This window comes from Mycobacterium sp. NPDC050441 (assembly GCF_040655355.1).
Lineage (GTDB): Bacteria > Actinomycetota > Actinomycetes > Mycobacteriales > Mycobacteriaceae > Mycobacterium.
The window spans coordinates 219,646-239,533 of the sequence record NZ_JBFAJS010000007.1 but is presented as its reverse complement, the minus strand read 5'-3'; the positions used below and the strand labels follow the sequence as shown (position 1 = coordinate 239,533).

Annotated in this window: 16 protein-coding genes and 1 tRNA gene; 7 read left to right on the top strand and 10 right to left on the bottom strand. The window is 65.8% G+C overall.

All coding sequences use genetic code 11. The features are described from left to right. Nucleotides 1-36: 36 nt before the first annotated feature. Together AB0I14_RS21950 and AB0I14_RS21945 are read left to right on the top strand one after the other, a co-directional pair. Nucleotides 37-112: transfer RNA gene (locus AB0I14_RS21950), tRNA-Thr, on the top strand. 70 nt (nucleotides 113-182) lie between these two features. Then, on the top strand, nucleotides 183-713 hold the full coding sequence (locus AB0I14_RS21945) for a hypothetical protein (protein WP_358025903.1): 531 nt from the start codon (nucleotides 183-185) through the stop codon (nucleotides 711-713). Here AB0I14_RS21945 and AB0I14_RS21940 read toward each other — a convergent pair. From AB0I14_RS21940 to AB0I14_RS21925, 4 genes are read right to left on the bottom strand one after another with little or no spacing between them, the layout of a single operon-like run. After that, nucleotides 710-1,075 carry a carboxymuconolactone decarboxylase family protein gene (locus AB0I14_RS21940; protein ID WP_358025901.1) on the bottom strand — a complete coding sequence of 122 codons (366 nt, stop codon included), beginning with the start codon at nucleotides 1,073-1,075 and terminating at the stop codon, nucleotides 710-712. The two genes, AB0I14_RS21945 and AB0I14_RS21940, sit on opposite strands and share 4 nt — an antisense overlap. A 24-nt stretch (nucleotides 1,076-1,099) precedes the next feature. Continuing rightward, a complete protein-coding gene (locus AB0I14_RS21935; protein ID WP_358025899.1) occupies nucleotides 1,100-1,885 on the bottom strand; it encodes a hypothetical protein in 786 nt (261 codons plus the stop codon). Next, nucleotides 1,885-4,260 carry an EspA/EspE family type VII secretion system effector gene (locus tag AB0I14_RS21930; RefSeq protein WP_358025897.1) on the bottom strand — a complete coding sequence of 792 codons (2,376 nt, stop codon included), beginning with the start codon at nucleotides 4,258-4,260 and terminating at the stop codon, nucleotides 1,885-1,887. Before AB0I14_RS21930 ends, AB0I14_RS21935 begins: the two co-directional genes overlap by 1 nt. Nucleotides 4,261-4,316: 56 nt before the next feature. Next, complete coding sequence (locus AB0I14_RS21925) at nucleotides 4,317-6,080, bottom strand: hypothetical protein (protein ID WP_358025895.1); 1,764 nt, start codon at nucleotides 6,078-6,080, stop codon at nucleotides 4,317-4,319. Nucleotides 6,081-6,136: 56 nt separating this feature from the next. Here AB0I14_RS21925 and AB0I14_RS21920 point away from each other — a divergent pair, with 56 nt between their 5' ends. The 3 genes from AB0I14_RS21920 to AB0I14_RS21910 are packed head-to-tail and all read left to right on the top strand — an operon-like array spanning nucleotide 6,137 to nucleotide 9,483. Then, nucleotides 6,137-7,078, top strand: a complete 942-nt coding sequence (locus AB0I14_RS21920; RefSeq protein ID WP_358025893.1) for a GDP-mannose 4,6-dehydratase — start codon at nucleotides 6,137-6,139, stop codon at nucleotides 7,076-7,078. A 39-nt stretch (nucleotides 7,079-7,117) separates the two neighbouring features. Beyond that, nucleotides 7,118-8,899 carry an amidohydrolase family protein gene (locus tag AB0I14_RS21915; protein ID WP_358025891.1) on the top strand — a complete coding sequence of 594 codons (1,782 nt, stop codon included), beginning with the start codon at nucleotides 7,118-7,120 and terminating at the stop codon, nucleotides 8,897-8,899. Nucleotides 8,900-8,901: 2 nt separating this feature from the next. After that, nucleotides 8,902-9,483 carry a TetR/AcrR family transcriptional regulator gene (locus tag AB0I14_RS21910; RefSeq protein WP_358025889.1) on the top strand — a complete coding sequence of 194 codons (582 nt, stop codon included), beginning with the start codon at nucleotides 8,902-8,904 and terminating at the stop codon, nucleotides 9,481-9,483. Here AB0I14_RS21910 and AB0I14_RS21905 read toward each other — a convergent pair. Genes AB0I14_RS21905 through AB0I14_RS21885 form a run of 5 tightly spaced genes read right to left on the bottom strand, consistent with a single transcriptional unit; the run spans nucleotide 9,480 to nucleotide 17,054 of the window. Further along, nucleotides 9,480-9,821: a DUF2304 domain-containing protein gene (locus AB0I14_RS21905; RefSeq protein WP_163666925.1), complete on the bottom strand. Its 342-nt coding sequence runs from the start codon at nucleotides 9,819-9,821 to the stop codon at nucleotides 9,480-9,482. The genes AB0I14_RS21910 and AB0I14_RS21905 overlap by 4 nt on opposite strands. Next, complete coding sequence (locus AB0I14_RS21900) at nucleotides 9,818-10,516, bottom strand: glycosyltransferase family 2 protein (protein ID WP_358026388.1); 699 nt, start codon at nucleotides 10,514-10,516, stop codon at nucleotides 9,818-9,820. Before AB0I14_RS21900 ends, AB0I14_RS21905 begins: the two co-directional genes overlap by 4 nt. A 24-nt stretch (nucleotides 10,517-10,540) precedes the next feature. Beyond that, nucleotides 10,541-11,791, bottom strand: coding sequence for a hypothetical protein (locus AB0I14_RS21895; RefSeq protein WP_358025887.1), 1,251 nt, complete (start codon nucleotides 11,789-11,791; stop codon nucleotides 10,541-10,543). Continuing rightward, nucleotides 11,788-13,125 (bottom strand): M1 family metallopeptidase, encoded by a 1,338-nt coding sequence (locus tag AB0I14_RS21890; protein WP_358025885.1) that lies wholly within the window; start codon nucleotides 13,123-13,125, stop codon nucleotides 11,788-11,790. Before AB0I14_RS21890 ends, AB0I14_RS21895 begins: the two co-directional genes overlap by 4 nt. Then, complete coding sequence (locus AB0I14_RS21885; protein ID WP_358025883.1) at nucleotides 13,122-17,054, bottom strand: Pls/PosA family non-ribosomal peptide synthetase; 3,933 nt, start codon at nucleotides 17,052-17,054, stop codon at nucleotides 13,122-13,124. Before AB0I14_RS21885 ends, AB0I14_RS21890 begins: the two co-directional genes overlap by 4 nt. Before the next feature lie 230 nt (nucleotides 17,055-17,284). Between AB0I14_RS21885 and AB0I14_RS21880 the strand changes: the two genes are divergently transcribed. Then, entirely contained in the window at nucleotides 17,285-18,253 is a 969-nt protein-coding gene (locus AB0I14_RS21880) for a TerC family protein (protein ID WP_358025881.1), read from the top strand. Between the two features lie 55 nt (nucleotides 18,254-18,308). Further along, nucleotides 18,309-18,728 carry a hypothetical protein gene (locus AB0I14_RS21875; protein WP_358025879.1) on the top strand — a complete coding sequence of 140 codons (420 nt, stop codon included), beginning with the start codon at nucleotides 18,309-18,311 and terminating at the stop codon, nucleotides 18,726-18,728. On the opposite strand, the gene AB0I14_RS21870 is transcribed toward AB0I14_RS21875, so the two are convergent. Next, nucleotides 18,698-19,849 carry a serine hydrolase domain-containing protein gene (locus AB0I14_RS21870; protein ID WP_358025877.1) on the bottom strand — a complete coding sequence of 384 codons (1,152 nt, stop codon included), beginning with the start codon at nucleotides 19,847-19,849 and terminating at the stop codon, nucleotides 18,698-18,700. The genes AB0I14_RS21875 and AB0I14_RS21870 overlap by 31 nt on opposite strands. Nucleotides 19,850-19,888: the final 39 nt, after the last annotated feature.

Below are 19,888 nucleotides of genomic sequence, written 5' to 3'. Positions count from 1 at the left end.
GCCTCTGCCGTAGACTCGTGCCGCCCGTAACGGCAAGCCGCCTTAGCTCAGTCGGTAGAGCGTCTCACTCGTAATGAGAAGGTCAGGGGTTCGATTCCCCTAGGCGGCTCCATATTTTTCGCGTCGCTGACGCACTCGGGCAATCGCAGTGCGCAGGTGTCGGCGGCGATAGGCTCACCGCTATGGCACGGATCGTGGTGGGAGCGGTTCTCGTGGTAGCGGTTTCACTGGCATCTCCGGTGGCGCAGGCTGACCCGGGGCAAATCCCTGATCTGAGTGGTTACACCGCGGTGGATGTCCACGACTACAACACGTATTACAACTACCCGACGACGAATGGCGCGCAGTTCGTCACCCCGGGCGGGTACCGATGCCGGATCACCTACACCGGCCGTGCCAATCCACCCATGAAGCAAGCCACCTGCTGGGGTGCGCTGCCCGGTACATCGAGCAACTTCGTCAGCGTTTTCGCGGCCATGCAACTCGATCCGGCGAAATTTTCCACCGGGGATCTGGCCGACATGGAGAAGTACACGGACTACAAAGAGCCGCGCGACCGCACGGTTGACCCCGCCAACTACAAGCTGCTTCCCGCCGGCAGCAAGCTCGTCTATCCCGACACCGGGACGTGCGCCGTCACCGACGTGAGCACGGTGTGCGTGATCGGTGACCACGGCTTCGAGCTGTCGAAGCGGGGCAGCCGCGTCTTCTAGTCCTTGGCCAGCGCTTCCCGCGCCACGTTGCGGGCTGTATTCGCAGCAGGGAAACCCGCGTAACCGCTGGCGTGGTAGATGACTTCGGCGATCTCGTCCTCGGTGAGGCCGTTCCGGAGGCCGATCCTGACGTGCGACTCGAACTCATCGGTGGCCCGCAGGGCGATCAAGATGCCCATGGTGACCAGGCTGCGGTCACGGCGGCTCAGGCCCTCGCGGCTCCATAACCGGCCGAAGACATTGTCGACGCCGATCGCCAGCAGCTCATCGCCGAAGCTGCCGTCGGGTTCGACGACGTCGGCCGGCAGGTGCGGCACCATCTCTTGCAGGACTCGCAGACCCTGTTCACGTACGTCAGTCATGCCCGCCAGCTTGGCACGCGCGCGCTACGACTCGGGCCAGCCGGGGTCGGGCGGCAGCGCCGGCAGCGGATCGGGTTGGACGAAATACTCATCTGGGGCATCTGGTGGTGTGCCTGGAGCGAGCGTGTTGACGCAGTGGGGCAGATCAATGTTGGCGCCGAGAACCTTGTAATCCGTGAGTACCCATGTGCCAAACACATTGTTGACAGGTGTACGTCGTGAGCCTCGCTGGTTTGAGGGCGGTGAAATCTGCTCGATGCTGGGCAGCGCCTGATCGGGCCCGAATGTGAGCCATCTGGCGCTTCCTGCTGGGAGTTGACGTCCCGAATTTCGGTAGCCGCCGTATACCTTTCCGGCGGTCATTGAACCGTAGCCGCACACCCCTGCCGTAATCAGGTCGCCGTTGCGGCGCGTAGCGACTACTTCCCAGTACATTGTCCCAACCTCGTCCTGGTCTTTCCCTCCGGGGAGTCCGAATGTAACGGGATCTCTCACATTATTGAAGGCGCGGGCAAATCCGGGATAGCCGGCGTCTGCAATTGCTGCGATTCCGGTACCGCGACCGTATCCGACACGGTCGAGTGATTCCACCGCGGCCCGGACAAAGGTTCCTTCCGGTGACATGAGGTCCATGGCTGGATTTTGGATCCAGCGGTTGGAGTATTGCAAGATGTCGTCAGCAGTCGGATCGTTCGAGGTCGTTGGGCTGTTGTTCGATGTGGGCGGTTCTGGCTGCGTACAACCGGTGCTGATCACCGACAGGGCCAACAGGCCCGCAAATGCACGGCGTATCGCTGTCGCTCTGCGCATCAATAACTCCAATTGTCATTAATTGTGCCATCTTGGCGTTGAGCCGTCCAGGTGCCTTGGTTGTAGCCGTAATACGCGCTGTTCATCTCAAACCAATTACTGAGTATGTCATGCGCATTGAGATTCTTGTTGGCGACATTGTAGAGATCGATCCGGCCGTCTTTGATGAAATCTTTCAGAACTGTGTCGTTTGCAATCTCTGGATGCGAATTGATCAAACCCTGCAAGGCGACGGCATAATTCGACGTCGTATTACTAAATCTATTGTCGCTGAGCTGGTTGGTGAAGAAGTCGTCGCCATGCACCGTCGTCGGATCTGTTTCAGGCAGGAGCTGATCCTTGAACATAGGCCCCAGGACAGTTTGAACGGCGGCGGGTACTTGCCCACCTGGAACAAGTCCTTCTACGGCAGTGAGTCCTCCGTAGAAGGTGTCAAACATCACTCCTGCCTTCTGGTTGTCCTCGTGTAGTTGCCAAACGTGGTTTGCGATCCCTGCGTTCTTGGCATCGAGAGCACCGTTTGCCATTGCCTCGCTGAGGCGGGAAGCGACCTCGATGCTATTTCCTGGTACATCGCCGCGTTCGGCGGCGCTGACTTCGAGGAAGAACTTCTGTTGCAAGGCGGCGTTGTTGGCCACTGTGCCCGCAGTATGGTCCTGGTCGAACACGGAGAACAGAGCGTTCATGTCGCTTGCTCTGTTGAATCCGTCGATCCCGGGCGAGTTGAATCCTGATTGAGGACCGGCGCCAGCTAGTTGAGCCAAGTAGGGTGAGGTGCCGTCTGCCATGGCCTGAAGTAATCCGCCATTGACTTCGCCGAAGAAACCTCCCCCAGGCATATGCCGTAGGTGATCATCTGCGCTATCGGAGAGGTAATGCGCAACCGAATTGGCTGTTTCTCCGGCGATTGGATTGTGTGGCTCGGAACCGGTCCAGCGGAATGCATCTCCAACCTGGCTGGAGTGCTCGCCCCATTTCTCGGAGGTTATTCCTTGGAGAAAATTGTCCCTGGTTGAAGGATTGGTAGCTAAATCGTGCACTCCTACGTGATCACGACCTGATGTACCGATCACTTCGGCAAGGGCTTTCGGCAAATCTGAACCGTGGTGATCGGAAGTTAACGTGGGATGTGTTAGAGCATGTCCAAGAGTGTCTCCAGGGATGCCATTATGCTTGGCATCCGCGGCAGCATACTGTGATGATGCATCAAGCATCGTTTTTGTAGCTTCGCTGCCGTTGAAATATGTGCCATCACCGGCCTTCAAGACATCCGAGATATCTTGAATGGCTCCCACTCCGTTGAGCTTGGTGGTTTCTGGCACGTATGCGGGCGGAAGCGTTGTTCCGGTCGGCACGGTCTGTCCGGGTGTCACTACAACTCGGTCGTTGCGGGATAGTTCTTCATGCATCTTGTCGGGAAGGTTGACCAAGCTACCCGCTGCGGGAATAAAACTGTCGCGCGTCGCATCGGTGACTCCTTCGGTGTTGGGAATCCCTGATAAAGCGTGATGGTTGGAAATAATCGCGAGCCCTTGGGCTAACGCCTTCTGTTCTTCTCCTGGCAGAGTCGCGGAAAGTTCCTTTAGGTCCTCGGGGGACATTCCATTGAGGGATTGTGATAGCTGGTATAGATATGCCATCCGGTCAGCGCCAACAACGACATCTTTACCCGATGCTAGATCTGCCAACTGCTGTTCGGAAAGCGTTCCTGCTTCGAGTAGGCGGTCGCGATATTCCGGCGTCATCAGTCGGCCTGCGCCATTTTGAAGTGCTTCACCATCAGCGCGGCCGTTTTCCGAATTAAGTTCGGGGTCCTGCTTATCAGCGGGCTGGCCTCCGGCAGCCTTCAGCACGTCGACAGGTCCGAACTTCTGATTCGTACTCAGCTCGTCGTACTGGTTCTTTATATCGGTGATGCGGAAACCGATCTTGAGCATGTCCCCGTTGGCGGTGCTTACGGTGTTGTTGACCTGGGTGATGCCTTCTCTGGCGATCGGGAGCAGGCTGTTCTCGCGGGCTTGGGAGCTGAGCCCACTGGGCAATGAGTTGGCTGCGCTGTCGACCCAGGACTTCGTGGTGTCCAGTTGAGTGCGTCCGTTGGCGACGATGTTGGCTGCGTTGGTGACTTCGGCGGACATCTTCTTGTCGAGGTCGGCGAGCTTCTGGTACACGGCGGCATGCTCTTTGTTGGCCGCGGCGTAGGCCTCCGCGCCTCTCCCTTGCCAGCCGTCGTGCTTGGCCGCCGATTCGACCATGCCTTTCATCTTCATCAGCTGGGAGCTGCCGTCGTGCTGCGAGCCGTCGACGGGCGTGCCTACTCCGAAGGTTTCACGCGCTTTGTTCCAGGTCGAATAGAAGCCATCCAGCGCGCTCACAGAACGTCCCCCCACCAGGATCCCGACAGTCAACCGTCAGTATCTCAGCCCCCGAACTACTTCGGTGCCAGGAATCCCACAGGTCCGGGGGAGATGCAGACCGACAGCGCGGCGGTGTTGGCCTGCACAGAGATCGATTGTCCGGCCCCGGGCAGTCGGACGAACACCCGGTTGAGCCCGGGCCGCACCGGGACCTTCACCTCAGGCCCCTCGGCCAGGGCCATGGTCAGTGAACCGTCGCTGTTGGCCAGGTAGTTGATCTCCGCGGTCCAATCGGCCGGCAGCAGCGGCCCATCGAGTGGCATGACCACGGGCTCGTCGGGCTGGACCAGGAATCCGCATTTGGGCGCCGGGCCCTCGACAGTGGTGCGCACCCACGTCACTTTGGCGGGGAGCAGCGTCCCGGTCCGGTCGAACATCCGCAGATCGGTTGTGGCCGCGGCGAACTCGGGCCTTGGTGATGCCAGGGCGAACATGTGGCTGGCCAGGTTCTCCGGAGCGGCCACCCGCTGCAGGATGAGCGGATCGACCTCTTGGTCCAGCAGCGGTGCGGCCGATGAGGTGGACGCCAGTGACGCGCGGGCATTGTTCAGATAGGCGGGCACCGGGTTGTCCTGCCACACCTTCAGGAAGGTGAACGTCGAATACAGGCTGCTCGCCACGAACAGCACCGCAACGCCGACACATACGAGAGTGCGGGCACGGGACGCTGACAACAGGCCGGAGAACCGCGAATCCCGGTTCGGCGCACAGAATCCCACCGCCGCCAACAGCGCCAGCACCACCACGAGGTCCGGCAGATAGCGCAGCGTCTGCGCCAACTCCAATGCGGTGAACCGCGACGAGCGCATCAGATAGATCGGGATCTGGCAGGCGACGGCATAGCCCAGGGCCACGACCAAGACCGGCCAGATGCGGGTCTTGCGCACCAGCACCACCGCGACGGCGACAACAAGCACCACCCAGCCCAGCGCCATCGCCGAGACGGGCGGGGTGGCCCACGGCGAAGCGGGTGCCCAGCGTTGCCAGGACCACGGCCCGCCCACGATCCCGGGCACGATGCCGTGCGTGAACGAGCGGCTCAGCAGGTCCCAGGTCATCGCCAGGTCGAAGCTCCACCGCTTCTGATCGACGACGACGAGGTATACGCCGATCCAGGCGACGATCAGGGCCAGGCAACCGACCCACAACCGCAGTCCGCGCCGCCACACCTCGCGCACGCCAAAAGTCCCCGTGACGTACCCCAAAAGAGCCACCACTGCGAACGCGACGAACGGGATCACCGCGGCCTTCTCGAAGAACAGCAGCCCCCCGAAGAACACCAGCACGCCGAAGACCGCGTGCCGGTAAGACCCGGTCCGCACCAGCAGCACGGCCTCGCCGCACACCCACGCCAGGGCGGCCTGCATCGGCAACGTGTTCAGCCCGGCCGCCCACCACGCGAACCCCGGCAACGCCAACGGGGTGAACAAGGCAAAGGTCAGCGGGATCAGCAGCACCGGCCGCCAGCCGAGGATCACCCACAGCGCCCGCAGCAGCGCCAGCGAGGCCAGCAGTTGCATCACCACCAGGCTCACCGCGGCCAGGACCCAGGAGAACGGGGCCACCCGGGTCACCGCGCCGGACACCAGGAACGCCGCGGGCATGACGTGGCCGTCGTGATCGTCGAAAAGGAAGGACGGCGACAGCAGATTCTGGGTCCCGGCCCGGCCGATCAGAATGAGATCGTCCCAGTAGAAATAGCCGCCGAATGCGAGTATCGCCCGGACCACCAGGTGCAGCGCGATCAGCGCGGCGGCAATGCGGGCGACCTTGTTCACTCTTGCCGACTGTACGGACCCAGCGGGCGCCAACCTGCCGTCGGTATGGTGAGGCCGTGCGAACACTGGTGACAGGAGCGGCAGGTTTCATCGGATCGACGCTGGTTGACCGCCTGCTTGCAGACGGGCACAGCGTCGTCGGGCTCGACGACCTGAGTTCGGGGCGGGCAGAGAACCTCAGCAGCGCCGACAACAACGACAACTTCGAGTTCGTCAAGGCCGACATCGTCGACGCGGACCTGCTGGGGCTGTTCAAGGACACCCAGCCTGAGGTGATCTTCCACCTGGGCGCTCAGATCTCGGTGAAGCGCTCGGTGGACGACCCCCAGCTGGACTCCACGGTGAATGTGGTGGGCGTGGTCCGGTTGGCCGAGGCGGCCAGGCAGTCCGGGGTGCGCAAGGTGGTGCACACGTCGTCAGGTGGCTCGGTGTACGGCACCCCGCCGTCATATCCGACGAGCGAGGACACCCCGACGGACCCCGCCTCGCCCTACGCGGCGAGCAAGGTGGCCGGCGAGGTGTACTTCAACATGTTCCGCAATCTGTACAACCTGGATTGCTCGCACATCGCGCCGGCCAACGTCTACGGCCCGCGCCAGGATCCGCACGGTGAGGCCGGCGTGGTGGCGATCTTCGCCCAGGCTCTGCTGGCCGGGCGCCCCACCAAGATTTTCGGTGACGGCAGCGACACCCGCGACTATGTGTACGTCGACGACGTGGTGGACGCCTTTGTGAAGGCGTCGGGATCAGCGGGCGGTGGCCAGCGGTTCAACGTCGGCACCGGCGTGGAGACCTCGACCCGGGAAATGCACACCGCGATCGCCCTGGCCGTCGGTGCGGCTGACGACCCGGAGATGCACCCGCCGCGGCTCGGTGACCTGCGCCGTTCCCGTCTGGACATCACGCGGGCGCGTGAGGTGCTGGGGTGGCGGCCGCAGGTCGACCTGGCCGCGGGCATTCCCAAGACGGTGGACTTTTTTCGGACCGATCCTCGCTAAAAGATTGTGAGTACTCACTTTCTCGTTTAGCGTTGCGTCATGTCCTACGACGTCATCGTTCGCAACGGCTTGTGGTTCGACGGCACCGGCGCCCCGCCGCAGGTCCGTACGCTGGGGATTCGCGACGGGGTAGTGGTCACGGTGTCGGCCACCCCGCTCGACGAGACCGACTGTCCCGACGTCATCAACGCCGGCGGCAAGTGGGTGCTGCCCGGTTTCGTCGACGTGCACACCCACTACGACGCCGAAGTCCTGCTCGATCCGGGCCTGCGGGAATCGGTGCGCCACGGCGTGACCACCGTGCTGCTCGGCATGTGCTCGCTCTCGACGGTCTACGCCGACACCGAGGATGCCGCCGATCTGTTCAGCCGCGTCGAGGCGGTTCCGCGTCAGTTCGTGCTGGGCGCCTTGGAGCAGCACAAGACCTGGTCTGGTCCGGCCGAGTACGTGAAGGTCATCGACGAGCTGCCGCTGGGCCCGAATATCGCGTCGCTGCTGGGGCATTCGGATCTGCGGGCCTCGGTGCTGGGACTGGACCGGGCCACCACCCGAGGTGTCACCCCGACCGACGCCGAACTGGAAACCATGGCGGCCAAGCTCGACGAGGCCCTCGACGCGGGCATGCTCGGCTTGTCCGGGATGGACGCGGCGATCGACAAGCTCGACGGGGACCGGTTCAGGTCCCGCGCATTGCCGTCGACGTTCGCGACCTGGCGTGAGCGCCGGCGTCTGATCAAGGTGCTGCGCAAGCGCGGACGGATGCTGCAGAGCGCGCCGAATGTGGCGAAAATTCATGAGGCACTGAACTTCTTCCTGGAGAGCAGTGGCCAGTTCGGCAGGCGCCGGGATGTGCGGATGAGCCTGCTGGTGTCGGCCGACGCCAAGTCCTCGCCCGGTGCGGTGCGCGTGCTCGGGCCGGGCGTCCGCCTGCTCAACCGGATCCTGGGCTCCAAGGTCCGGTTCCAGCATCTGCCGGTACCGTTCGAATTGTATTCGGACGGAATCGATCTGCCCGTGTTCGAGGAGTTCGGCGCCGGAACGGCCGCGCTGCATCTCAAAGACCAGTTCGAGCGCAACAAGCTGCTCGCCGACCCCGAGTACCGCCGACGGTTCCGCAAGTCCTTCGACCGGCGCGTACTCGGACCGACCTTATGGCACCGCGACTTCCACGACGCCACGATCGTCGAATGCCCCGACAAGACGCTGATCGGCAAGAGCTTCGGGCAGATCGCCGACGAGCGCGGCATCCACCCGCTCGACGCCTTCCTCGATGTGCTGGTGGACAACGGTGAGCGCAACGTTCGCTGGACCACCATCGTGGCCAACAACCGGCCGAAGTTCCTGGACAAGCTGGCCAAGGAACCGTCGGTACACATGGGTTTCTCGGATGCCGGTGCGCACCTGCGCAACATGGCGTTCTACAACTACCCGGTGAAGCTGCTCAAGCGGGTACGCGACGCCCAGCTGACCGGACGGCCGTTCATGACCACCGAACATGCCGTGCACCGGCTGACCGCCGAGGTGGCCGACTGGTTCGGCGTCTCGGCCGGCACCCTGCGGCAAGGCGACCGCGCCGACTTCGTGGTGATCGACCCGGCCGGCCTCAATGACACGGTGGAGGCCTACCACGAGGAGTCGGTCCCGTTCTACGGCGGCCTGAGCCGCATGGTGAACCGCAGCGACGACGCCGTCATCGCCACCGCCGTCAACGGGGCCGTGGTGTTCCGCAACGGTCAGTTCCGGGACGGCTACGGCGAATCGGTGAAGTCGGGACGGTACCTGCGGGCCGGCGCCGAGCAACTGGACCGCACGCCCGTCTAGACATGGCGAGAACCCAGCAGCAGCGCCGCGAGGAAACCGTCGCACGACTACTCGACGCCGGTATCGACACCATCGTCGAGGTCGGGTACGCGCGGGCGTCGGCGGCGGTGATCGCCAAGCGGGCCAAGGTTTCCGACGGTGCGCTGTTCCGGCATTTCCCCACCATGAGCGACTTCATGGCGGCCACCGCGCAAGAGGTGGCGCGCCGTCAGTTGGAGTTGGGAAGCAAGCTGATTGCCGACATCGCCGCCGAGCAGCCGCCGTTACCGGCGGTGCTGACGATCCTGCGGGACATCGCGGGCAGCGATACCAACACCGTGTGGCATGAGCTGCTGATGGCGGCGCGCACCGATGAGAAGCTTCGGGGCCCACTGCAGGTGGTGCTCGCCGAGTACATCGACAACATCTATGAAGTCGCCAAGACCACGCCCGGGGTCGACCAATTCCCCGAGGATTCGTTCAGCGTGGTGCTGGCCGTCCTGCTCAACACATTTGACGGCGCGGCCATGGTGCGCCGCGTGCTGCCACTGCCGGAACTCGAGGACGCCCGGATCGCCATGTTGGCGGCGTTGCTCAGCCGCTAGGTATCTTCGGGAACCCGCACGTTCTGCAGGGCCACGGCCCGGGCCAGCCGGGCGTAGCGCAGCTCGAGATCCTTGATGCGCAGGTACGTCGACAGCGTGACGAATACGAACGCGATGATGAGCATGTACTCCATCAGGTCCGTACCTCGGTCCACCCCAAGCCAATTGGCCACCACGGTGGTGTCGTCGGGGCGCAGGATCGCGTAGATGCCCGCCGCCACGAACAACACGAAACCGACCTTCACCCACGCCTTGGATCGTGCGCTGCGCCGTGACCCGAGCAGGTACGCCAACAGCACCAGCACTGCGACGATCAGCAGTGCCTGAATCCAGTTCATCGGGACATCCTCCTGCGTAACAGCCCGTCGAAGATGATGTTCACCCCGTTGAGCAGTGGTTGCCCCTTGGACTTCGAATAGTCGGTGTAGAGGATCTCGACCGGTTCCTCGACCACGTGCCAACGGTTTTCGTACGCCAGCGAGATGAACTCACCGGCGTGGCTCATGCCGTTCATGGTGAGGTTGAGTTGGTCGGCCACCAACTTGTTGAACACTCGCAGGCCGTTGTGCGCATCCGTGAGCCCGAAGGCGCGGCTCTGCGGGCTCAGGAATGCCGCCGCGCGCAGGATCATCCGCTTCAGCGGCGGGGTATGCGTCACCGCGTGCGCGTCCGGGTTGGCGAACCGGGTACCCACCACCAGATCGGCACCGTCGGTGTCGAGCCGGTCGATCATTCGCACCACGTCCTTGACCTGGTGCTGACCGTCGGCGTCGAAGGTGGCGAAGACGCGGGCGCCGGGCCGGCTGCGTGCGAATTCGACACCGGTCTGGATTGCCGCTCCCTGGCCGAGGTTCACCGGGTGCGGGACGACGTGCGCGCCGGCCCGCAGGGCCAGGTCGGCGGTGCCGTCGCGGCTGCCGTCGTCGACACAGACCACGTTAGGGAAAACCGAGCGTACCTCGGAGATGACGTCGCCGATGATGCTCGCCTCATTGAAGGCGGGGATGATGATCCAAATGTCGTGAAAGCGCATGTCGATGGGCACCAAACTACACGGTCATTTCATTGCCAGTTTGGCGAGCGCGCCCAGGTGAACCGCGATTCCGACGAGCGGTCCGCAAAGCAGCGCGATGACGGTGCGCGTCTCCAGGCCCACCGGCAGCAGCAGCAGCGCCACCGCCGCGACGGTGGCGATGATCCAGCCCAGCGCGTAGGCCCGGTGCAGGGCGGCCGCGACAGTTGCGGCGCCGGTCAGGGTGAGCATGGCGATGGCGACCGCGGCTGCGGTCAGCCAGGCCAGCAGGGCGCCGCCGGCCCGGTATTCGTCGCCGAACCCCACCCGCAGCAGCCAGGGCCCGAGGAATCCGGCTGCGGCCACGCCCACGGCGCCCAGCGCGGCCACCGCAGCGGCGGGGGCCAGCAATGCGCGCAGCCGCTTGTCGCGTTGGTCGACGAAATGCGCGATCAGATTGCCCTGCATCGCGGTGAGCGGAACCAGCAGCGGCGCACGCGTCAGCGTCACGGCCAGGATCACCACACCGCCGGCCGCGCCGAGATCACCCGAGGTGGCCTTGAGCAGCACCGGGAACCCCATCACCAGGATCGCGCTGGCGCCGGCTGCAGCGATCGAGTGCGCGGCCCCGCGCAGGAACGTCGCGGGACTGCCCGCGGTGAGCAGTCCGGCGGCCAGGCGCGCTGCCGGCGCGGCGATCAGCATGATCAGCCAGGCCACTGCGCCGGCCACGGTGGCCCACAGGAACCCGGCCAGCCCCCAGCCGAGCACGAACGTCGCGGCGGCGACAGCCACCCGGATTCCGGCATCGGTGACCATCAGGGCCCCGTACTCGGTCCACCGGTTCACCCCGGCGAGCATGCCGAGCAGAGTGGCGTGCAGACAGAACCCTGCCAGCCCGACGCTGAGGAGCACGACGCTCAGCGCCCGCGACTCAGCGAACACGTGGGTGCTCCACAGCGGTGAGCTGAGCGCGATCACTATGGCGGCGACGATGCCGACCAGTCCCGCGATCCGCATCGGGTGAGTGGTCGGCGCGCCGCTCAGATTCCGATGCCGCGCTGAGCGGACCTCGCGGGTGGCCTCCTGCAAGAGGCCGTTGGCGGCGCCGGTCACCAGGCCGAACGCACCCCAGAACACGCTGAAGACCGAGAATCCGGCCGGCTCGAGGTCGCGGGCGGCCAGGTACAGCACGGCGTAGCCGCACAGCGCGCTGATCGCCGTCGCCAGTCCGACGCGGGCGACGCTACTGCGCGTGATGGGGCCTGTAGCGGGGGCGCCGCCGGCATCGGTCACAGGTCTGGCAGCTCTTTCGAATACAGCCAGGCCTGCCACAGCGGCTGCAGTGGCACGTCGGTGTAGGCGGCGGCCAGCCCGGTGAAATCGTCGGTGAATGCCGTGCTGTGGCGGTAGCGGGCCGTCCAATCCCTCAGCAGCGCAAAGAAATTGCGGTCACCGATCAGGGTGCGCAGCGCATGCAGGGTCAGTGCCCCGCGCTTGTAGACCCGGTCGTCGAACATGTCCTCGGGCCCAGGATCGGACAGCAGCAGGTCCTGGGGCTTGTCGCGCAGCCGCTGGTGATAGTGCTCGGCCCACTCTGCGGCGGTGTGGCCGCCGCTGTGTTCGGACCACAGCCACTCCGCGTAGCAGGCGAATCCCTCGTGCAGCCAGATGTCACGCCAGCGTCGCGCCGTCACCGAGTTGCCGAACCACTGGTGGGCCAGTTCGTGGGCGATCAGCCGTTCGGCGCCGCGGTGTCCGTCGCAGTGGTTGGCGCCGAAGATCGAGATGCCCTGGGCCTCCAGCGGTATCTCAAGGTCGTCTTCGGTGACCACCACGGTGTAGCCGCTGGCCAGCGGATAGGGGCCGAACATCTTGATGAAGAGCTTCATCATCTGCGGCTGATCTTCGAAGTCGTGGTCGAAATTGCGGCGCAACCGGGCGGGCAGCACCGCGTGCATCGGTACCGGTGTCTTGGCGAGCCGCTGGCTCTCGTACTGGCCGATCTGCAGGGTGATCAGGTAGCTCGATGTCGGTTCGGCCTGCTCGTAGGTCCACACGGTGTGTCCGGCGCGGGCTTTTCGGGAGATCAACTCGCCGTTGGCCAGGGCGTAATACGGGCTGTCGGTGCTGATCTGGATCCGGTAGCTGGCCTTCGAGCTGGGATGGTCGTCGCACGGGAACCAGGAGGCCGCCCCGTTGGGTTGGCCGGCCACCAGGGCGCCGTTCGACAGTTCTTCGAAACCGACTTCACCCCAAAAGGTTTCGATGGGGCGCGGGGTTCCGTTGTAGCGGATGACGACGGTCATCGCGGCGCCGGCCGGCAGTGCCGAGGACATGGTGACCGACAACTTCCCGCCCGAACATCGGTACCGGGCCGGACGGCGGCCGTTCACCGAAACCCGCGACACCGTAAGGGCGTCGGACAGGTCGAGGGTGAAGGTGCGCACCGCGGCCAACGTCACCGCGGTGATCGTGGCGGTCCCCGCCAGTCGGTTGATCGCCACCTTGTACTCGAGGTCGAGTTCGTAGCGCGACACCCGGTACCCGAAATTGCCGTTGGTGGGCAGATACGGATCGATGACGGGCGGAGGTACCAACTTCTTTGCGGCTTTCTTCGATCGGGTCACGCGGCGGGGTCTTCTGTCTTCTTCGCAGTCTTGTCGGAGGACTTGTCGGCCGCACGTTTCTTGCCGAACATGTTCCACGGCGCGATCGGGTTGCCCTGCCAGCGCGTCGACGGTGGTACTTCGTCGCCCCGCATCACCAGTGAGCCCGGCCCGACGGTGGCGCCGGCACCCAGGCGTGCCGCGGGCAGTGCCACGCAGTGCGGCCCCAGCGTCGAACCTTCTTCGAGCACAACGCTGTCCAACCGCATGATGCGGTCGTGGAACAGGTGGGTCTGCACCACGCAGCCGCGGTTGACGGTGGACGCGGTCGCGAGCGTCACCAGATCGGCTTCGGGCAGCCAGTAGGTTTCGCACCACACGCCGCGCCCGATCGACGCGCCCAGCCCCCGCAGCCACAGGTTCATCACCGGGGTGCCGCTGGCGGCACGGGCGAACCAGGGTGCGGCGACGGTTTCGACGAAGGTGTCCGACACCTCGTTGCGCCACACGAACGACGACCACAATGGATGTTCGACCGCGCGAATCCGGCCGACCACCAACCACTTTGCGATCACCGCGATGGTCCCGGCCACCGTGCCGGCGACCAGTAGGACCACGCCGGCGGACAGTGCCGCCCACAGGAAGCCGAACCGGATCGTCACGGCCTGCATCGCACCGAGCACCGCGATACCGATCGCGAAGGTGACGATCACCGGGATCAACCGGCAGGTCTCGACGGCCGAACGCATGATCTTGAGCCGGACCGACGGATGGAACGTGCGTAGCGCATCGGCGGCGGTGGCGTTGCGGCGCAACCGGACCGGTGGGCTGCCCAGCCAGGACGAGCCGGCCTTGGCCTTGTGAGGCGTGGCCGACAGCACGGCCACCAGGCCGTCGTTGGGCACCTTGCGGCCCGGCTGCGTGATGCCGGAGTTGCCGAGGAAGGCCCGCTTGCCGATCGTCGCTTTGGCGACATGGATCCAGCCGCCGCCCAGTTCGTAGGAGGCCACCATGGTGTCGTCGGCCAGGAACGCGCCGTCCTGCACCTCGGTGAACTTCGGGGTGAACAGGGCCGTCGAGATCTCGGTGTCCCGGCCGACTTTCGCGCCGAGCACCCGCAGCCACCAGGGCGTGAGCAGGCTGGCGTAGATCGGGAACAGATAATTGCGGGCCGCGTCCATCAGCCGTTCGGTGGTCCACAACTGCCAACCCACCCGGCTGCGCACGGGGTGGTAGCCCTCCGAAAGCCGGACCGAGAGTAGGCGGACCCCGATCACCGTCAGCGCTGCATACGTCAGCATTGAGACCGCGGCCGCGGCCGGCGTCCAGGCCAGCGCGGGCAGTAGCGCCTCGGCCGGCGAGGCAGTGCCGTGCACGCCCCAGACGATCACCGCGAGCCCCGCGGCCAGTGCCAGTAGCGGCAGGCCTGCCAGCAGTAATGAGGACACCCCGTACACCGCGACCCACACCGGCGCGCGCCGCGGCCGGTGATCGGGCCACGGGTGGCGGGCCTTGCCGGACTTCACGGCGGGTGAGCCCTTCCAGAACTGACCGTTCTTGACCTTGCCGGTCACTGCCGATCCGGGCGCCACATCGGCGTTCTTGCCGACGCTGGCCCCGGGCAGCAGCGTGGTGCGGGTGCCGATCGTGGCGTCGTTGCCGATCGACACCGGCCCGACATGGAACAGGTCGCCGTCGATCCAGTGCCCGGTCAGGTCCACCTCGGGTTCGACCGAGGCGCGGTGACCGAGTTTGAGCATGCCGGTCACCGGCGGCGCCGAGTGCATGTCGACGCCCTTGCCGACGCTGTTGCCCAGGGCGCGGGCGTAGTAGACCATCCACGGCGCACCGGCCAGGTTCTCCGCGCCGCTGGCATCGGCCAGCCGCTCGGCGATCCAGACCCGTAGGTGGACCGCGCCGCCGCGGCGATAGGTGCCGGGTTCGAGTCCGGTCAGCAGCATCCGGGCGAACAGCACCGCGATGCCCATGCGGCCCAGCGGCGTGACGAACAGCAGGAAGCCGGCCAGTACCCACCACCAGCTGAGCGGGTGCGCCCACGACACGATTCCCGAGACGGCGGCCAGGTTGTTCAGCAGTGCCAGCCAGACCACCCACTGCATGCCGGTCAGGGTGGCCAACGGGAGCGACAGTGCGACCTGTGCGGCCTGCGTCAGCAGCGGCGTCGGTTTTACCTCGCGGGATTCGATCTTCGGTGGCGGCTTGAGCTCGTCGAGGTAGCCGGCCAGTGAACCGAGCCGGGGGTGGTCGTAGAGGTCGGCGACGGTCACCAGCGGGTAGCGCTGGCGCAGCGCGGCCACCAACTGTGCGGCGGACAGTGAGCCGCCGCCCAGCGCGATGAAATCGGCCTCCGGGCCTTCGACGGGCGTACCGAGCACGTCGCGCCACAATCCGGCCAGCCAGCCCATGGTGCCGTCGAGTTCGGGGGCGGCGTGATCGGCACCTCCGGGCGGCGGCCACGGCAGTGCGTTGCGGTCCACCTTGCCCGACGTGCGGGTCGGGAGTTCGTCGAGCAGCACCAGGCGGGGCACCAGGGCGGCCGGAAGCGACTCGGACAGGGCGGTCCGGGCGGCGGCCAGGTCGAATTCCGGATCGGCACTGGCGATGTAGCCGACCAGCAGCGGGGTGCCGCTCGCGGTCTTGCGCACCGCGGCCGCGCCGCCGCTCACGCCGGGCAGGTGCACGAGTGCGTTGTCGACCTCACCCAGCTCGATGCGCCGTCCGCCGACCTTCACCTGATCGTCGGCGCGGCCCTGGAAGTACAGGCCGTCGGTCTCGAGCCGCACCAGGTCGCCGCTGCGGTAGGCCCGGCTCCAGCCCAGTGTCGGCATCGGGCCGTACTTCTCTGCGTCCTTCTCGGGGTCGAGGTAGCGGGCCAGCCCCACGCCGCCGATCACGAGCTCGCCGACGTCGCCGATCGCTACCGGCAGGCCGTCTTTGTCCACGACCGCCAGATCCCAGCCGGCCAGCGGCAGGCCGATGCTGACCGGGCCCTGGCCGTCCAGTTGTGCCGCGCAGGCCACGACCGTCGCTTCAGTGGGGCCGTAGGTGTTCCACACCTCACGGCCGTCGACCGCGAGCCGGGCCGCCAGCTCGGGTGGGCAGGCCTCGCCCCCGAAGATCAGCAACCGGACCGCTTCGAGCGCCTCGGCCGGCCACAGCGCCGCCAGCGTCGGCACCGTGGACACCACGGTGATGTCGCGGCTCACCAGCCACGGGCCCAGATCCATGCCGCTGCGCACCAACGAGCGTGGGGCGGGCACCAGGCAGGCGCCGTGCCGCCAGGCCAGCCACATCTCCTCGCATGAAGCGTCGAAGGCGACCGACAGCCCGGCCAGCACCCGGTCACCGGGTCCAATCGGGTTGTCCTGTAGGAACATCCGCGCTTCGGCGTCGACGAACGCGGCGGCACTGCGATGGGTGACGGCCACACCTTTCGGGGTGCCGGTCGAGCCCGAGGTGAAGATGATCCACGCGTCGTCGCGCCCCAGCGGCTCGGCGGCCCGCCAGCCGCGCGACGAACCAGGCCCGCGGACCAGGCCGGCCTCGGTGATCACCCCGACCACGTTGGCCTCGCCGAACACCAGCTCGGCCCGCTCGTCGGGGTCGTCGGCATCCACCGGGACGTAGGCCGCGCCGCAGGCCAGCACCGACAGGATCGCCACGTACAGCGCATAGCTGCCCGAGGGCATCCGGATTCCGAGCTTGTCGCCGCGGCCGATCCCGCGCGCTGCCAGCCAGGACACACTGTCGGCGACGTCGGCGATCAGCTCGGAGTAGGTGAGCTGTACGGAGCCGTCGTCGAGGGCCGGTGCATCGGGAAAACGCCGGGCCGTGTCGTGCAGGATGTCGACGAGCGTGCGTGGCTCGGGGGCCAGTGGGGATAGCACGTATTGCGGTGGAATCTCGTGTGCACTGGCGGCAGCTGTCACGACTACAAACTACTAAGCCTGCGGCGCGACGGCTCACCGGTCGGGCGCGGCGTGCCGGTTCGATTTCGATTCGAGGGTCCGGTCAGGCAGACTGGTCGGCGGAGGGGAGTATTCCTTTCGCCGCGATGTCGTCATCACGTCGGTCGTCAATGGATCGATCGGTGTCGCGGGCCGGTGCCGGTCACCGGTGGAAGAGACCTCCGGCGTTTTGACGACCGGAGGATTTCTCGATGCAGGTAACCCAGCTGGAATGGATCATCACCCTGGCGGTGACGATCGCCGTTCTGCTGTTCGACGTCGTCGTGATCGGGCGACGCCCCCACGAACCCAGTACGCGGGAGACCGCGACGTACCTATCGATCTACATCGGCATGGCGGTGGCCTTCGGCGTGTGGGTGTGGTCCTTCCACGGCAGCCAGTTCGGGGTGGAGTTCTTCGCCGGGTGGCTCACCGAATACAGCCTGTCGGTCGACAACCTGTTCATCTTCTTGATCATCATGGCCAGCTTCAAGGTGCCGAGGATCTACCAGCAGCAGGCCCTGCTGGTCGGCATCATCCTGGCGCTGATCTTCCGCGGCATCTTCATCGCGCTCGGCGCGGTCGCGATCAACGAGTTCTCCTGGGTGTTCTACATCTTCGGCGCGTTCCTGGTGTACACCGCGATCAACCTGGTCCGGAACACCGACCACGACGACGACGGCGACAACGGTGTGGTGCGGTTCGCCCGTAAGCACCTGCGCACCACCGACAAGTGGGACGGCCTCAAGCTGTGGGTGCACGAGAACGGCAAGCGGCTGATGACGCCGATGTTCCTGGTCATCGTCGCCCTGGGCACCACCGACCTGCTGTTCGCGCTGGACTCGATCCCGGCGATCTACGGGCTGACCCAGGAGCCCTACCTGGTGTTCACCGCCAACGTGTTCGCCCTGATGGGTCTGCGGCAGCTGTACTTCCTGCTCGGTGACCTGCTCAAGCGGCTCGTCTACCTGTCGCAGGGGCTGGCGTTCATCCTGGCCTTCATCGGCGTGAAGCTGGTGCTGCACGCGCTGCACGAAAACGAGTTGCCGTTCATCAACGGTGGCGAGCCCGTGCATGTCCCCGAGATCCCGACATTGGCCAGCCTGGGCGTGATCATCGTGACGCTGGCCATCACCACCGCAGCGAGCCTGTACAAGACCCGGGTGCGTGACGCGCGGTAATCCCTTGGATTCCGGCTGAGCGCAACTATTCGTCCCGGCGCGACGTATCTCTAACGTGGCCGGGGTGCGGATATTCGTGGCGGATGCCGAGGCGTGGACCGAGCTGACCGACGGTGAGGCGCCGACGGCGCGGATCTCCGCGCCCGACCTGGCTCAGGCGCGCCGGATCCGATCCGGCCTCAAATCCGAGGACGACGACGTCTCGGTGATTCTCGACGTCACCGTCGCGGTCGCCGGGGACTACCGCTCGGCCCGCTGCAGCCTGACCGTGGCCGGGCCCGAGGCGCAGGTGCGCTACATCGGGACGGTTGACGGCCTGGCCGGCCTGATCGCCGACATCGAGGCCGCCGAGGTGGCCGACGGGGTGACCCTGATCCCGGCTACGGCGGGCCAGGACCCGCGCGGGCTCGGGACCGATGTGCTGCGCCGCCTCGAGCTGCGGTCTCAGACCCGGGCTTCCTGGATGGCCTCGTAAAACAGGTTGAGGTAGCGGGCGGTGCGTTCGGATCCCTCGACGCCGGGCCCCATCCTGTTCATCACATAGGCGAACGTGGCGCGGTGATCGGGGTTGCACGTCTCCCACGAGCCACCCCAACCGCCCCAGAAGCAGATCTTGCCGTCCGGGACGTAGGACACGGTCTGCGGCTGCGGCAGACCGAATCCCAGACCCCAGCGCAGCGGGTGGCCGAGCAGCACCAGATCGGGGCCTTCGAGTTGCAGCTCGAAGATCGACTCGACCGTCTCGGGCTTGAGCAGGGTGACGCCGTCCACCGTGCCGCCCATCGAGATCACCGACAGGATCCGGGCCAGCGACCGCGCATTGCCGTGCCCGTTGCCCGCACCGATGTCGGCGGCGCGCCAGGCCGCGGAGTTCGCGATCTCCGGGGACGGCGTCCCCATGAACGTTTTGAGCGCGATCTCGGAGAGCGCCTCGAGTGGAATGTCGAGGGGTTCGTCGGCCGCGATGATGTCGGCAGTGCGGTGGTGGTCTTCGGGTCGGGCGCCGATCTGGAAGTCGGCGCCCAGCGGACCCGAGATCTCGTCGCGGACAAAGTCTTTGAGTGTCTTTCCGGTGACCCGCCGCAGCACCTCCCCGATCAGGTGTCCATGGGTCAGGGCGTGGTAGCCGGATGCGGTGCCCGGCTCCCACCACGGCGCCTGGGCGGCCAGCGCGGCCGTGGACTTCTCCCAGTCGTAGCTGTCTTCGATGGCGAACGGCTGGTCCCAGCCTGACAACCCTGAGCTGTGGGTCAACAGATGCCAAAACTCGATGTCCTGCTTGCCGTTTGCGGCGAAATCGGGCCAGTACTCGGCCACCTTCGTGTCAGCGGTGATCAGGCCGCGGTCGATCAGCATGAGTCCGGCCAGTGCCGTCACCGTCTTGGTGGACGAGAAGACATTCACGATGGTGTCGGCGTCCCACGTGCGGGTCCGCGCCGCATCGGCGTATCCGCCCCACATGTCGACGACGGGCCGGCCGTCGATGTCGATCGCGATGGCCGCGCCGGTTTCCTCCCCGCTGGCGATCGCCTCTGCCAACGCATCGCGGATCGAAGTGAAGCGGGCGTCGCAGTGGCCGTGCACGAGGTCATCCATCGCGACATCATGCGGGACCGACGCCCGCCGCGGGCGCGA

What these genes read in the sequence shown, in the direction of transcription:
- AB0I14_RS21945 (WP_358025903.1), top strand. Translation starts at nt 183, where the DNA reads ATGGCACGGATCGTGGTGGGAGCGGTTCTCGTGGTAGCGGTTTCACTG.
- AB0I14_RS21940 (WP_358025901.1), bottom strand. Translation starts at nt 1,075, where the DNA reads ATGACTGACGTACGTGAACAGGGTCTGCGAGTCCTGCAAGAGATGGTG.
- AB0I14_RS21935 (WP_358025899.1), bottom strand. Translation starts at nt 1,885, where the DNA reads ATGCGCAGAGCGACAGCGATACGCCGTGCATTTGCGGGCCTGTTGGCC.
- AB0I14_RS21915 (WP_358025891.1), top strand. Translation starts at nt 7,118, where the DNA reads ATGTCCTACGACGTCATCGTTCGCAACGGCTTGTGGTTCGACGGCACC.
- AB0I14_RS21910 (WP_358025889.1), top strand. Translation starts at nt 8,902, where the DNA reads ATGGCGAGAACCCAGCAGCAGCGCCGCGAGGAAACCGTCGCACGACTA.
- AB0I14_RS21905 (WP_163666925.1), bottom strand. Translation starts at nt 9,821, where the DNA reads ATGAACTGGATTCAGGCACTGCTGATCGTCGCAGTGCTGGTGCTGTTG.
- AB0I14_RS21900 (WP_358026388.1), bottom strand. Translation starts at nt 10,516, where the DNA reads ATGCGCTTTCACGACATTTGGATCATCATCCCCGCCTTCAATGAGGCG.
- AB0I14_RS21880 (WP_358025881.1), top strand. Translation starts at nt 17,285, where the DNA reads ATGCAGGTAACCCAGCTGGAATGGATCATCACCCTGGCGGTGACGATC.
- AB0I14_RS21870 (WP_358025877.1), bottom strand. Translation starts at nt 19,849, where the DNA reads ATGGATGACCTCGTGCACGGCCACTGCGACGCCCGCTTCACTTCGATC.